Annotated in this window: 15 protein-coding genes; all 15 read left to right on the plus strand. The window is 56.8% G+C overall.

Translation table 11 applies throughout. The features are described 5' to 3' along the window. Positions 1-106 precede the first annotated feature (106 nt). The 15 genes from GXX82_16505 (at position 107) to GXX82_16575 (ending at position 13,853) form a co-directional block, all read left to right on the plus strand. Positions 107-331 (plus strand): hypothetical protein, encoded by a 225-nt coding sequence (locus GXX82_16505; GenBank protein NLT24645.1) that lies wholly within the window; start codon positions 107-109, stop codon positions 329-331. Positions 332-341: 10 nt separating this feature from the next. Beyond that, positions 342-851, plus strand: a complete 510-nt coding sequence (locus GXX82_16510; protein NLT24646.1) for a hypothetical protein — start codon at positions 342-344, stop codon at positions 849-851. Continuing rightward, positions 802-1,377 carry a lytic transglycosylase domain-containing protein gene (locus GXX82_16515; protein NLT24647.1) on the plus strand — a complete coding sequence of 192 codons (576 nt, stop codon included), beginning with the start codon at positions 802-804 and terminating at the stop codon, positions 1,375-1,377. The genes GXX82_16510 and GXX82_16515 overlap by 50 nt, the downstream gene beginning before the upstream one ends. After that, positions 1,374-1,946 (plus strand): hypothetical protein, encoded by a 573-nt coding sequence (locus GXX82_16520; protein ID NLT24648.1) that lies wholly within the window; start codon positions 1,374-1,376, stop codon positions 1,944-1,946. Before GXX82_16515 ends, GXX82_16520 begins: the two co-directional genes overlap by 4 nt. A 10-nt stretch (positions 1,947-1,956) precedes the next feature. Beyond that, positions 1,957-2,247, plus strand: coding sequence for a hypothetical protein (locus GXX82_16525; GenBank protein NLT24649.1), 291 nt, complete (start codon positions 1,957-1,959; stop codon positions 2,245-2,247). Beyond that, positions 2,240-2,683: a hypothetical protein gene (locus GXX82_16530; GenBank protein NLT24650.1), complete on the plus strand. Its 444-nt coding sequence runs from the start codon at positions 2,240-2,242 to the stop codon at positions 2,681-2,683. The genes GXX82_16525 and GXX82_16530 overlap by 8 nt, the downstream gene beginning before the upstream one ends. 11 nt (positions 2,684-2,694) lie before the next feature. Further along, complete coding sequence (locus GXX82_16535; protein ID NLT24651.1) at positions 2,695-2,886, plus strand: hypothetical protein; 192 nt, start codon at positions 2,695-2,697, stop codon at positions 2,884-2,886. Next, the gene (locus GXX82_16540) at positions 2,883-4,148 is read left to right on the plus strand and encodes a hypothetical protein (GenBank protein ID NLT24652.1); all 1,266 of its coding nucleotides are present in this window, start codon (positions 2,883-2,885) and stop codon (positions 4,146-4,148) included. The genes GXX82_16535 and GXX82_16540 overlap by 4 nt, the downstream gene beginning before the upstream one ends. Positions 4,149-4,163: 15 nt before the next feature. Further along, positions 4,164-4,607, plus strand: a complete 444-nt coding sequence (locus tag GXX82_16545; GenBank protein ID NLT24653.1) for a hypothetical protein — start codon at positions 4,164-4,166, stop codon at positions 4,605-4,607. A gap of 191 nt (positions 4,608-4,798) precedes the next feature. Next, positions 4,799-7,591, plus strand: a complete 2,793-nt coding sequence (locus GXX82_16550; protein ID NLT24654.1) for a hypothetical protein — start codon at positions 4,799-4,801, stop codon at positions 7,589-7,591. Between the two features lie 3 nt (positions 7,592-7,594). Next, positions 7,595-7,939 (plus strand): hypothetical protein, encoded by a 345-nt coding sequence (locus GXX82_16555; GenBank protein NLT24655.1) that lies wholly within the window; start codon positions 7,595-7,597, stop codon positions 7,937-7,939. Then, the gene (locus GXX82_16560) at positions 7,939-8,574 is read left to right on the plus strand and encodes a hypothetical protein (GenBank protein ID NLT24656.1); all 636 of its coding nucleotides are present in this window, start codon (positions 7,939-7,941) and stop codon (positions 8,572-8,574) included. Before GXX82_16555 ends, GXX82_16560 begins: the two co-directional genes overlap by 1 nt. Continuing rightward, complete coding sequence (locus GXX82_16565) at positions 8,571-8,993, plus strand: C40 family peptidase (protein NLT24657.1); 423 nt, start codon at positions 8,571-8,573, stop codon at positions 8,991-8,993. Before GXX82_16560 ends, GXX82_16565 begins: the two co-directional genes overlap by 4 nt. Continuing rightward, the gene (locus tag GXX82_16570) at positions 8,975-12,643 is read left to right on the plus strand and encodes a hypothetical protein (GenBank protein NLT24658.1); all 3,669 of its coding nucleotides are present in this window, start codon (positions 8,975-8,977) and stop codon (positions 12,641-12,643) included. Before GXX82_16565 ends, GXX82_16570 begins: the two co-directional genes overlap by 19 nt. 10 nt (positions 12,644-12,653) lie before the next feature. After that, positions 12,654-13,853, plus strand: coding sequence for a hypothetical protein (locus GXX82_16575; protein NLT24659.1), 1,200 nt, complete (start codon positions 12,654-12,656; stop codon positions 13,851-13,853). The last annotated feature ends 6 nt before the right edge of the window (positions 13,854-13,859 follow it).

Consider the following 13,859-nt stretch of genomic DNA (forward strand, 5'->3'; position numbering starts at 1 on the left):
GGGGATGACAACATCTTCATCTACGCGATGCGCTACGCCGATGACTACGAGCTGCAGGCTTTCATCGAGTGGCTCAAAAGCGAAGGGATCCTGATGGAGGGACAGAATGGGTAACGACGGTTTCCTGACGTTCACCGAGAAAGACTGGGAGAAGACGCCGCCGGAACGACGGGACTGGATCGTGTACAACACGCTCCGGAGTATGGACGAGCGCCTTAAGAAGCTCGAGCAACGAAGGTTCCTTAATTTTGCGTGGATGTTTGTCGGGAGTGCCGCCGGGGGGGCCCTCATGATACTCATACTCATCACCCTCAAGGTGAAGGCTTTCTGAGGAGGTAGACATGGTAACGGTATTCATAATTATAGGTTTGCTGGCCCTGTCGGCATTATGGTTCTTCATCGGAGTTCTCTTCGCAAAAAGGAACCCCGGGTACATGGAGGCGATCGACAACGCCTACATCAAGGGCAGGACTGAGGCAGAGAAGGAGATCCAGGAGAAGCTGAAAGAGGCAGAAGCGTACATCAAGAGCAGGACGGGCAGCGTGCAGATCTCACCTGTCTCGGGCGGCGACCTGACGAAGTACCTTATGAGATTCGGCGTGCCTCTGGCGGGGCTTATCGGCCTCATCTGGCTCCTCAAACCCAATACGATCGAAGTGATGCTCTACAAGTGCTGTCTCATCGTGACAGGCTATACCCTTGCAGAGCTTATATGGTTTGTCGGATACAAACGGACTTTCGACAGGCAGGAAAAAGCAGGGAGGATTACCGATGTCGGCAGGATTGCGATACTTGTTTTTCGTGGTCTGCTTATTGGTTCTGTTATCGTCGGTCTTACCCAGGGATTGTGACGGACAGACCGTCAATCGGTGCCTGAAGTACCGCGCCCTGGTCATCCGTGAGACCCGGTACCACATCGGCATGGGCGCGCCCTGGCACCTCTTTCTTGGGCAGATCGAGCAGGAGTCCCGCTGTGACGAATCGGCCACCGCCTTCGACGGAGGCCAGGGTCTCGGGCAGTTCATGCCGGCAACGGCGGACTGGATCCACCAGCAGGAGCCTGCCCTGAAAAAGATCTGGAGAAAGCCCCTTCCTTATGACCCACGGTGGAACGTTCGGGCCATGATCCTATACGACAAGCGGCTCTATGAAACAGGGACGTGCCCCGGCTGGTACTTCGCGTTCAGGGCCTACAACGGCGGCGCCGGCAATCTCAACAAGGAGATCACCCGGGCGGGATCCTGCAGCATCGCCCTTGTCGAAGAGCAGTGCGCGAGGAAGAAGATCACATTGAAGAACGGGCACGTCCTGGATCTGTGCACGGTGAACTGCGAATACCCGCGGCTCATATTCACGAAAGGTGAGAAATACAAATGAACCTCAAAGTGCTGAAGGCAATGGAGATCGCGATCTTCGGAGTGGTAGGGGTTGCTCTTTGCTCAGCCGGATACGACTGGTACCGGTCAAGGCCCGTCACGAACACCGAGAACTGGATGCCTGCGCCGGAGGTGAAGGAAACCGTCAAGGTCAAGAGAATCATGGTTCCAGGGCCAAAACAGATCGTGACAATAGAGAAGCCCGTGGTCGTGGAAAAGCTGAAGCTCCCGGATACGGTCGCCCAGGACGCCAACAAACAGGTCTTGGCGACAGGAGAGGTACCCCCTTACAAAGGGAAGACCAGCATTGCCGCCGTTATGGACACGAAGGAAGGGAGCACCCAGATCATAACCAGGCAGCAGCCTTTGCCCCTTATCGCCTTTGAGTCCGAGAAAGAGATAGGCGCAAGAGGAGGGTACGCAGTGGATAAGGATGGTTCAACGCCACGGGGCGACATCTACGGTCGCTGGACCTTTCTCCGTGTGGGTAGTGCCCATGCCGCCTTATATGGCGAGGCGAACACCAGGGCTGAAGCCAAGGCCATGTTCGATCTGAGTTACAGGTGGTGAGGAGACCAGGATGACGGACGTATTTGCCGAAGCGATGACGGACATTCTCGACGACGAGGACCTGGGACAGGATGCGGTCTACGAAGAAAACACCATCAGAGTGTTGTTTCAGAACGGCTTTGTTGTGGTGAACGGTGTGGAGACCACAGCGCCGATAGCAGAATGCCTGGACACCGATGTGACCGGCGTGGCTCACGGGGACACGATAACTGTCAGCGGCGTCACGTACAACATCATCGGCATTCAGCCGACGGGATCCGGCACCACGAAGCTGATCCTTTCGGGGGACTCCCATGGCTGACACCATCCGTGAGCAGATCATCGCCGCAATGATAACCCGCTTCCAGGGAATCAAGAAGGCCTCCGGATATAAGAGCGACCTGGGGAACAGCGTTCACCATTTCCGGGGCAGCGATTACGATGTGACAGAGTTGCCGGCGCTCAACGTCGTCGATGGAAGAAACGACATCGGTCCCGCCACGTCGACCCAGTTCGATAACATGGTCGACATCACCCTCGAGATCAAGGTCGCGTCGGGAGAAACCACCTACAAGACTGCGTACGATATCATCGAAGACGTCTACAGGGCAATAGCCGTTGATGACACCTGGGGAGGGCTTGCACTCGACACGCTTCCCGGGTCTGACGAGATTGAGACGGAGCATGCCGGGAAGATAATATCCGGGATCACAATTAAGGTGCAGGTGCAGTACGAAGCAGGAAAATGGAGATTCTAGGGAGGAAAACCATGGCACAGTACAGATTAAAACCGAACGAACCGGACATCGAGATTGTCGATGGACCCTTCGCGCGGAAGAAGTTCGTGGCGGGCAGGGTATACACTGAGATTCCGCCGAAAGAGGCGGCGAGATTTGAAGCTGTTGACCAGTACACGCCCCCCACGCGGGAGGATGAAGAATATTTCGGAGGTGAGGAATGAGAAGTTTCAGAGCTGAACACAACCTGATTGCCGTTTCGGCGAATTTGCGAGAGACGGCGCTGAACACCGAGCAGACCCTCGACACGACGTTGCTGGTCGACCGCGATTCCATATTGCAGCTCTCACCGCGAAGAGAGGACAATCGTGACGAGCAGACCGGGAAGGAAGAACCGGATAGGGCTTACAATCTGGGAGCCCTATCAGAGACAACACTCACATTCTCGAAAGCCAAGCCGCAGGACTTTGCATTCGGCTACGCCTTTGCGCTGGGAACGTGCTCGCCGAGTGCTTGGGGAACAGGCTACAAACACGTGATTACGCCGACAGAAGAGATGTGCAATCCATCTTTCACCGCAGCCGGCAGGCTCGGTCAGACGGTGATGAAAAGAAGGTTCGCTTCTTTCCTGGTCGATCAACTCACCGCGACATTCGCGAAAGACTCCTGGGCGAAGCTGAGTCTTTCCGTCAAGGGTACCGGGAAGTACACCGACAACGTGACGAAGGAAACGGTAACAGCCGCATACAATGCCATGGAGCTCACCCTCGCGGCGAACGCTGTCCAGGGAGCGACCGCGGCGGCACGGCTGGACAGCATCCACGCCGTTCGTGTCCTCGTGCCGACGACCGGGGAATACAAGGATGTCGCGATCACTGCGGCATCGTCCGCCACGCCGGCGGTCCTTACCATCACGGCACCGGGCGAAGAGGCGACGTCGACTAGCTACGAGATCCTTTACGCGCCGACCGAGCCAGCTTGGTGCAGTTTCCCGGCCCGAGTCGATGAGTCTCCGCTCAGGGTCACCGACCTGGTTGTGAAGGTAGGCGGTCTGTGGAACGGGACGACGTTCCTCGAAGGGCACAGCATGAGCGAAGAGATTGAATCCATCGAACATGTCATCAGCAACGAGATGGCCGTGGAATTCCGTCCGGGAGGCACAGGGGCGTATGCGAGTTATGCATATCGTCAGAGAAGGATCCAGACCCTCAAACTGGACAGGCAGTTCCGGGATTTCATCATGCAGCGGAAGATTCTCGACAATGAGTACTTCGGTGTCCAGATGAAGGCCACGGGGGCCGAGTTCGAAACGGGCAAGAACTTCTACGTTGATGTCGTATTCCCGCGTTGCGTTGTCCTTACGGCGCCGCTTAAGGTCAACGGCAATTTTGTCGGCGAGGAAGGGGACTTACAGGTCCTCGAGGACGATACCTACGGATCCGTGCGGGTCGAAGTGGCCAACAAGGTGAGCGGGTACGCTCAGTAGTAAGGAGAAAACCTGATGGATGAGAGGGAATACATCTACGAGATAAACGGCAGAAGCTATGTTCAACGCCCGCTCGTACTGGGACAGATAGGTCAGATTAACGATGTCCTCAAGGGTGTCGAGATAACGGGCGACATGGGTATCGAGCAGATCGTGCAGCTCCTCGGCGACCGGTTGCCGGTAGCGATGGCGATTGTTCTCACAGAGAAGCACACGAGGATGCAGGACAAAGATCCACAGGTTCTCGCCGAGGAGATGCGGGAATTCATGGACATCGGCACCGCCATGGAGGTGATAGACCATTTTTTGTCCTTGAACCCGATAGCTTCCATTTTCGGGAGGTTGACGGGGATAATGGCGGGGATCACGAAGGCGAAAATTGGATCGAAGACATCGTTATCGCCCTCTCCGGAGGAGACATCACAAAGCGAACGAGAATTCTCTGGGGATTCACCCTGAGGGAATGTCTTCCCTACGTAAAGGAGCGGTCTCGATGGAGACTCTTCAGGGAAGCGGTGATCGGTTTTCTGGCCAAGGAAGAACGATGCGACGGCAGGCAACGCGAGAGGTGCAAATTCGAGTTCGGTGAGTTCCTCGAGTGGGCCTGCAAGAATTGCGACAAACGGAAACAGTAATTAGGGAGGCTGTACATGGCGGATGACAGAGTCCAGCTTATCATAGAAGGAATTGATAGGGCCACGCAGGTCTTCAACGGTATCACGAAGCAACTGAAAGCGTTGCGAAACGAGGCGGACAAGGCAGGCACCGGCGTGGGAGAATCCTTTGCGAGGAGCAAGAGCCACCTCAATGCCGTAGAAAACCAGTTCGGTCGTATCAAGACCCAGATAATGGGTGTTGTTGCCGCTTGGAAACTCTTCGATATCGCCAGAGATGCCATCATGCTGACGAGCCGTGTGGAGACCCTTTCCGCAGTCCTCGGCGTTATGGGGCGCAACGTCCAGCTTTCGAAAGCCGAGGTGGCCGCCTATGTCGGCCAGGTCAAGGCCATGGGCATCACAACGGAGGCGTCCCAGCAAAGCATAATACGGATGGTTCAGGCCCAACTCGACCTCTCCAAGGCCGGACAGCTTGCACGGGTTGCCCAAGACGCGGCAGTTATCGGAAACGTCAACTCCTCTCAGGCTCTCGAGCAGATGATTCACGCGATTGTGACCTTGCAGCCGGAGGTCCTCCGAACCATTGGAATCACGGTCAATTTCGAACAGGAATACAAGAAAGCGGCCGATACGGTCGGCAAGAGCGCAGACCAGCTCACCCAGGCTGAAAAGCAACAGATAGCCATGAATGCCGTTCTGGAGCAGGGAACGAAGATACAGGGTGCCTACGAGGCGGCAATGGGTACCGCCGGCAAGCAGCTCAAATCCATGGAGAGGTACACCGAGGAACTGAGACTCAAGCTCGGGGAGATAGGAAGCGGTGCATTCACGACGGTCATCTTTGAGGTGGTCGACGGCCTCAAAGAGTGGGACAAGTCACTTTCCGCCCTCAAGGAATCGGGGGACCTCTCGCAGATGTCCGACGACCTTCAATACGGTGTCCTGGTGGCCCTCAACGACATCAAGACCCTCGCCGTGGACATCTGGAACGTCCTCAAGGAGTTCGGCCCCGTCGTTAAGCTCTTTCTCGAACTCATCGTCATGGCCGCCAACGGCTGGGGCGATATCCTGGCGGCTATTCGGCCAGTTACGGAGATAATGGGCAAACTCATTGGCATGGGCTGGGACTTTGTACAGGTCCTTAAGAGCGCCGCGAATGTCTTGACGTCCATAGCTACGGGGGATTTTCAAGGACTCAAGCAGGCCCTCAGAGAGATCGGTTCGGCCGCGGGAGATCTGGCGAAAAAAACGAGCGAGGGTAGCGCCATGCTATTGCGGTTCCCTGAGAGCGTGGCCGATTCCCTTTTGGCAAGGGATGCGGCAAAACAGGCGGCAAGGAACAAGGTGGCTGAAGCGCGCGCCAAAAAGGAATACGAAAATGCCCAGCACATCCCTAGTGGTCTTGGAAAACCGACGTATGGTTCCGGCGAGACGTCCACAAAAAAAGGCGGCGGCAAGGGTGGCGAGAACGCCCTCGAGAGCTGGGCCTCCAAGCTCAGGGACCTTGACACCGATATACGGAAGGCCCTCTTTCCGGACGATGACCTATCCCGCAAGCTTGAAGACATCAGAAACAAATACGAAGATTTGATCGCTCAGGCCGGGAAGTATGCGAAAGAGCATGGCAAGGGTTTTGATACCGCCAAGGTTGAAGAGTGGCGCAAGACCATGGAACAGGCAGCCCGATCCGCCGACGCCGAGAAGAAACTGAAAGCCTGGACGGACGTGGAGCAGCAGGTCACCGAGCGCACGGCTCCCGAGCTGGAACGACGTCTGGCAGCCGAAGATAAATTCATGAGGGAATCGGAGGAGAAGCTCAAGAAGGCTGGCTTCAGCCATGAAGAGATCTCCGAAAAGATGGTCCAGGTAACCGCCGCGGCGGCGGAGAAAAAGAAGAAGATCGAGCTTGACTACATTAACACGGTGATGGAAGCGGAGAGCCGCCGCTATCTGTCCCAGCTCGACATGATGGAGAAGGAACGTTCCGGATCGAAATTAGATATCACCCGGCAGCGCATCTCCGTTTACCAGAGCATCCTGAGCGCGTATCAGCAGAACTGGGAGAACGAGACCGATCCCACGGCGAAGATCCTCTGGGCGGATAAAATAGACGAGACGCGGTCCAAGCTCATCGATCTCAACATCACATTGAAAGAGCAGGACGGATTATTTACTGAAGGTCTCGGCAAGGGCCTGCGAGACTATCTCTGGGATATGAAATCCGTGTTCCAGCAGGGCGTGGAGATGGCCCGGGAGTCGGCCCAGGCGATGGAATCCGCCTTCTCCGACTTTTTCTTCGACGCCTTCCAGGGAAAGCTTCAATCACTGGCGGACTATCTCAACTCATTTCTGAAGTCTGTTCACCGGGCCCTGGCGAACGCGCTGGGACAGCAGGTGTCCACAGGTCTCACGTCCCTGGTGCAGGGCATTTTCTCCAGCGGGACGCTGTCGTCCACTGTAACCGGCTCCGTCGGCATTCCCTCCAGCGCCAACTACGTCCCTGGCGTGCACCACAGCGGGGGCGAGGTCAGAAAATTCATTCCAACCTTTCATGCGGGCGGCCTCAATGACGACGAGCGGCTGGTAATCAACCGCGTGGGTGAACGCTACATAACACGGGAGCAAAACGAATGGCTGACTCGTATGGCGAAGACAACCGAGGGGACACAGCCGAAGGTTTCACTTATCGTCAACAACAATACGGGGCAACCTGTCAAAGCAAGGCAGGAGACCACTCAGGTCAACCCTCAGGAGACGATCGTCACTCTCTGGCTCGATGCGTACAACCGGAACGCCTATGGCCTGAAGAGCGGTCTGGGGGGATAGAGAATGGACAGCTTCAATGAGGCATACGCAACACCGTGGACCTACGGGGCAAAGGGGGAGCATTACAAGCCACAGATCAGGACCGAAAAGGAGGCAAACTACGTCCAGGTTCGGTCCGCCGCCAGCAGGGCCCGTGAGAGAAGCATCCACCTGCCATGGGATCGGATCCCGATCGCAGAGTACCAGAGCATCATTACGTTCTTTGACAGCCATATTGGTGAAGCCTTCACCTGGACCAGCGAGGTCACCGGTACCACATATACCGTTGTCTTTGCGCAAGACACTATCCCATACGAGGAGGTGTCTCACGGCATGAGGAAGATCGACGTCTACCTGGAGGAACTGTAATGCCGCTGCCCATATCATCCCAGGCGATCCAGGAAAAGAACAAGCTGGAGGGAGGCGGTACCTGGATCATACTCCTCGATATCGACGTGCCCGGCCTCGAGGATAACATCAGGGTCACGAGCGACAACGAAGAGACCGTCTGGAACGGGAACACCTATGTGCCCTTCCCGTTCGAGATCGATGAGATCTCCGATTCATCGACCGGCGAGGTCCCCCGTGTAGACATCAAGGTGTCCAACATCACCCGGGCCATGGAGGGATACCTCCAGGATTACGACTACTACACGAAGGTCAACGGCTACAGCCCGATAGAGCTTACGATATCGGTGGTCCACTCGGCCCACCTCGATCTCACGGAACCGGAAACGGAATACGTCTTTCACCTGAAGCAGCCGAAGACGAACGCGAAATGGGCCACGTTCACCCTGGGGGCGAACAATCCCTTCAACAAGCGGTTTCCGCTTAACAGGCTCCTCAGGAACCGCTGTAGATATAAGCAATTCAAGGGAACGAGGTGCGGCTACACGGGTGCCGCCACATCCTGCAACAGGACCCTTGCCCGCTGCCGGGAACTGAATAACTCCGCACGGTTCGGAGGATTCCCCGGGGTCGGTAATTCGCCGGTGTTCGTATGAGGGATCTGCGTGACTTCATAGGCTGTCCCTTCCGCAACCACGGCCGCGGCGAGATCGATCCCGAGACCAGGAGGCCTCTCTACGATTGCTATGGTCTCTTCATGGCCATCTACAAGGAATGCTATGGCATCACCTTGCCGGATTATACAATCTCCTGCTTCGCAACCGAGGAGATCCGGGCACAGTTCGAGAAGGAAGTCGGCAGGTGGGAAGAGCTGCGGGAGCCTGAGACTCCCTGTGCAGTGGCTCTGGCTGCGAATACACATTTTCCCGGTATGGTCTGCCACTTCGGGATCTACGTGGGCTATGGGAAATTCATCCATACGCTGAAGAAGGCCGGATCCATCGTTTCCCATGTGTACGACCCAGTCTGGAAGAACAAGATCAAAGGATACTACCGGTGGAAAAGATCCTCCTGACCTGTATCAAGAATCCCTTCAAGCCTCTCGAGAGCAGGATAGTGATGGAGGTGGACCGTCTTCCGTCCATGCGTGACGCCGTGCGGGAGTTCTTTCCCGCTCCCCTGGACAGCGGTTTTGACGTTGTTGTGTCGCTGACCACCAGGACGATGCCATCACGGATCCTGACGGATGAGGAGATCGATAGAATACTGCCGACAGCCGGAGATTCGATCGTATTCGCAGCCGTGCCCCATGGTGGGGACGGGGGTGGAGGAGGCGGCAAGGATATCGTCCGGACTGTCGCGATGCTCGCAGTTGTGGTGGCGGCTTCCATAGTGACGGCCGGTGTCGGATCGGTCCTCATGGGGGGGTCGTTTATCGGCGGCGGCATGATCGCGGCAACAGGCACTGCAGCATTTTGGGGTGCCATGGCAGGAATGGGGGTCATGGTCGCCGGTGGTCTTCTCGTCAACGCAATCCTCCCGGTGTCATCATCTGTCGACTCGGTAGATGCGTCCTATGCCTCCGCCGACTACAGCAAATCGAACACCTATGGTTGGGATCCGTCGCCTAACGGCGACCAGGAAGGAGGAATGCTCGGCGTCCTTTACGGGACCCACCGGGTGACGCCCCATATCAACGGGCGATATGTTTCGACCAGCGGTAACTCCCAATACCTCAATGTCCTGTATGCAGTGTGCGAAGGAGGACAGACCGGCATCGATTCCATAAGCGACGTCGAGATCAATGATAACCCGGCCGCCTACTACAGTTCCGTCGAGCTCGTGACCCGCCTGGGGACAAACGACCAGGCAGTAATCCCGTATTTCAACGACACCATTCTCGACACGCCCGTTGGCGCCAGGCTTTCAACGTCCCATGTGACACGTCAGACGATGGGGAACACCGCTCAGGGGCTGGGTGTCGGCATATACCTGCCCTATGGCTTGTACTACGCGAACGACAACGGGGGATTGACGGCCCAGTCGGTAACCTACCAGGTCGAGTACAAGAAGTCTGAGGATCCCGATTGGTCGATATGGGGGACCTACACCGTCACGGCCGCGCAGAACAGCGCGATAAGAGAATACAGGAGGATCGATAATCTCGATCCCGGGCAATACGATCTCCGGGTTGTCCTGACATCAGCCCTGCCCACCGGGTCACGCTACAGGAACGACACGTACTGGGAATATCTGGAAGAGATCATTTATGACGATTTCACCTATCCGGGTGTGGCCCTGCTGGCCGTGAACGCGCTCGCCACGGATGAGCTCTCGAATTCCACTCCCCGCGTGACGTGCCTTGGATCCCGTCTCACCGTGCCGGTCTGGACCGGCTCGGCCTATGAGAACAAGCCGGCCACGAATCCGGCCTGGGCCGCCTACGATATCGTCCACAACGACGAATACGGTGGAGCGGTCCCGTACTCCCGAATCATCTACCAGAAGTTCCTGGAGTGGGCTGACTGGTGCGACGAGAAGGGCTACACATGCAACATCTATTTCGACACGATGAAGAACCTGAGGCGGGCCCTCGACACGATATGTACGCTAGGCCGCGGCAACGTTCTGCAGATAGGGTCGAAATTCACCTGCATCTACGACGGTGATGTCTTGCCGGCGGACAGTTTCCTCTTCAGCATGGGGAACATCAACAGGAACTCCTTTGGCGAGGAGTGGCTGCCCATGGACGACCGGGCGAACCAGATCGAGGTGGTCTACTACGATGCCGAATTGAACTACAAGAAGCAACCAGTTGTTGTCGAGCAGGATGGCTTCGATGATCTCGGGGTCGACGTGTCACCGAGACAGGTGGACCTGGTTGGCTGCACCGATCGGACCATGGCGATAAAGCATGGCAAATTCCTGCTGAACTGCAACAGGTACATCACGCTCACGGCTTCGTGGGAAGCCGACGTGGATGCGATCCACTGCCTGCCGGGAGATATTGTACGGGTGGCTCACGACGTACCTCAATGGGGCTACTCGGGACGCGTTGTGTTGGCACGGGCGAACACGGTGACGCTGGACCGGGAGGTCACGCTGGAACCGGACACCACCTACGGGATTCAGGTGCAGCATTACGAAACAGACGTACTGGAAGAACTGACTGTCGAGGCTGTCGCCGCCACCAAGACGACGAGCGAGCTTATCCTTACGAGCTCGTGGGAGAACACCCCGCCCCCCTTGTCAAACTATAGCTTTGGTGAGGTAGGCAGAGTCAGCAAGCTGTTCAGGATCACGAGGATCGCCAAGGCGCAGGATATGAAGAGGAGAATCACCGCGGTCGAGCACGTGGCGGATGTCTACAATGATTCGGTTGCCGTGCCGGCGATCTCAAACGCATCGAGCCTTACTGTGCTGGCGGGCCTCAATGTAACGGAGATATTCCGGAAGAGCCCTCTTGGAACGTTCGAATCCGTGGCTTCTTTGACCTGGAGGGGCTACGCCCTCCAATACTGGATATACCAGGCGAGTTCCGCTGCGGGACCGTGGACGCTACTGGGATCCACCACAAACCGGTCATACGAGACCGATCCGCTGCTCAAGGAAGGGGCCCTGTACTATTTCTGTGTGACGGCCGACAAGAGCATAGAGAGCGGAATTGTCAAGAGCGTCTACATCTACGGCAAGACACGCGCACCCTCGGATGTTCAGAACTTCCGCGCCAGTCCGGCCCAGGGGGGTTTGATACTGTCGTGGGATGCGGTGGCGGATCCGGACATCGACTATTACCTGCTCAAATTCTCGCAGAATACCAGCGACACCTGGAACAAGATGACGGAGATGTCGAAGGTTTACGGCACTTCCGTGACCCTCCCAGCTGCCCTGTCCGGAAAGTACGCCGTCAAAGCCGTGGATCTCAATGAGCCTCAGAACGAGAGTGAGAACGCCGCCTACATCGTCACGGACGTGCCCACGGTGTTGCACTGGAACGCATACCGGGAAGACATAGAAGAACCTACCTTTTCGGGGACGAAGACAGGCCTCACGATCATCAACGGTTGTCTCTATCTCGACACTATCCTGGGGCTTGACGACATCGAGGAGGTGGACGCTCTCGAGGATTTTGATTCCCTCGACTCGGGCTACGTGACAGAAGGGACCTACGAACTCGAGGAACTCGACTTCGGGAGCATCCAGACGGCCAGGTGCAGCATGCTGGTCGAGTTCTCCGGCTTCGACCGGTCACAGTCATTCGACGACATTAGCGATTTTGATGCGATCGAGAACTTCGATGGGGACACGGCCGGAGCGACCATCAAGACGCAGATCTCCACGAGCCGCGACGGAGTGTCATACTCAGACTGGATGGATTTCGTTGTCGGTGACTTTACGGCGCGCTACATAAAGCGCCGGGTTGTGATGACAGCTCCGGACGCCACGCTCGGGATCCTCATATCGGCGATCCATTCCTACGCCGACATGCCGGACAGGAGCGAGTCCGGACAGGATGTGGACTGCGGCACCGGTGGTATCGCGCCGACATTCACAACGCCGTTCATGGGCAAACCCCGAATTGGAGTAACCATACAGGGATGGCAAAATGGGGACTATCCGTACCTCGATCCGAGTCTCATAACAACGGATGGTTTCAGTCTTGTCATAAAGAACGGCACGTCACCAGTTGAACGGCTTGTCGACTGGACGGCCGCAGGATACTAAGGGAGGCGTCATGCAACACGACTACGACATCACCACCGCGGATGCAAATACCGGAGCAACGATCAGGGCGGCGATAAACGCAGCCCTCAAAGCCCTGGCCACCCTGAACGAAGGTGCCGACGAGCCTGCAGCGACCTTCCCGAACATGTTCTGGCCCGACCTTACGAACAATCTTCTGAAGCGTAGAAATCCAGCCAATACAGCATGGATAACGATGGGTACCCTGTCCGACATCTATCTGGGCCTGGCTGCGACCTTCGACGAGAATAGCTTCACCGAGTCCCAGCAGATCGAGGGAGATGCGCTTCTGCTCAGGCTGAACGATACAGGGGCATCGGGCGAGGAGTGGGCGATCAGATCGGACGGAGGGAACCTGGAGATCGTTCTGAACACAGGAACCGAAAGCGCCCCCGTGTGGACCGTGCAGGCGCGGATAGACGTGAACGCCCTGAGGATCGGGAATGGCGCCTCGGCGGACATCGATATAGTGGCCAACAACGATGCGGGCAACAAACCCAGGCTCAGGTATCAGGCAGCGGGGTCGAAATGGCAGTATTCCAATGACGGGACGACCTTCAACGACATAGGAGGATCAGCCAGTAGTCTGCCGACAGGGGGTACAACAGGGCAGGTCTTGGCAAAGACGACCGGGGCGGACTACGACGCCGGGTGGATCACGCCCGCGAATACCGGGAAGTTGCAGAGGGCAATCTTTGGCAGTTCCGGGACATTCACATTCCCCGCGGGCACGACTGCCAGCACGGTGTTCAAATTCACGATTACGGGCGGCGGCGCAGGCACATACTGGGGCACGGGTAACTATTCCATCGGGGGTGGCGCAGGCGCAACGGCCATAGTATGGCTGTCGGGCTTCACGGCAGGTCAATACATTAACGTCGTCGTTGGCGCAGGTGGCGGTTATGCGACGCACGGCGGAGCCAGCTACATTTCCTCGGGCAGTGCTCCCATTACAACCGTATCAGGGGGTGGCGGATATCATAATGGTGTCGGGGGCAGCGGGAGCAACGGGCACATCAATATCCCTGGCGGGTACGGCAAGGGCATCGGCAACTACAATGAAGGATTGATCGGCGGAAACTCGGTCTATGGCAGTTGGCCTGCATATGGGGCAGGAGGGAGCTACAATACTACCGATGCCAATGGCAGAATTGGTCAGCAAGGTGTCGTAGTAGTGGAATGGGTGCTCTAGGAGGGA

The sequence above is a fragment of the Syntrophorhabdus sp. genome, assembly GCA_012719415.1.
Lineage (GTDB): Bacteria > Desulfobacterota > Syntrophorhabdia > Syntrophorhabdales > Syntrophorhabdaceae > Delta-02.

What these genes read in the sequence shown, in the direction of transcription:
- GXX82_16505 (NLT24645.1), top strand. Translation starts at nt 107, where the DNA reads ATGGGTAACGACGGTTTCCTGACGTTCACCGAGAAAGACTGGGAGAAG.
- GXX82_16510 (NLT24646.1), top strand. Translation starts at nt 342, where the DNA reads ATGGTAACGGTATTCATAATTATAGGTTTGCTGGCCCTGTCGGCATTA.
- GXX82_16520 (NLT24648.1), top strand. Translation starts at nt 1,374, where the DNA reads ATGAACCTCAAAGTGCTGAAGGCAATGGAGATCGCGATCTTCGGAGTG.
- GXX82_16525 (NLT24649.1), top strand. Translation starts at nt 1,957, where the DNA reads ATGACGGACGTATTTGCCGAAGCGATGACGGACATTCTCGACGACGAG.
- GXX82_16530 (NLT24650.1), top strand. Translation starts at nt 2,240, where the DNA reads ATGGCTGACACCATCCGTGAGCAGATCATCGCCGCAATGATAACCCGC.
- GXX82_16535 (NLT24651.1), top strand. Translation starts at nt 2,695, where the DNA reads ATGGCACAGTACAGATTAAAACCGAACGAACCGGACATCGAGATTGTC.
- GXX82_16540 (NLT24652.1), top strand. Translation starts at nt 2,883, where the DNA reads ATGAGAAGTTTCAGAGCTGAACACAACCTGATTGCCGTTTCGGCGAAT.
- GXX82_16545 (NLT24653.1), top strand. Translation starts at nt 4,164, where the DNA reads ATGGATGAGAGGGAATACATCTACGAGATAAACGGCAGAAGCTATGTT.
- GXX82_16550 (NLT24654.1), top strand. Translation starts at nt 4,799, where the DNA reads ATGGCGGATGACAGAGTCCAGCTTATCATAGAAGGAATTGATAGGGCC.
- GXX82_16555 (NLT24655.1), top strand. Translation starts at nt 7,595, where the DNA reads ATGGACAGCTTCAATGAGGCATACGCAACACCGTGGACCTACGGGGCA.
- GXX82_16560 (NLT24656.1), top strand. Translation starts at nt 7,939, where the DNA reads ATGCCGCTGCCCATATCATCCCAGGCGATCCAGGAAAAGAACAAGCTG.
- GXX82_16565 (NLT24657.1), top strand. Translation starts at nt 8,571, where the DNA reads ATGAGGGATCTGCGTGACTTCATAGGCTGTCCCTTCCGCAACCACGGC.
- GXX82_16575 (NLT24659.1), top strand. Translation starts at nt 12,654, where the DNA reads ATGCAACACGACTACGACATCACCACCGCGGATGCAAATACCGGAGCA.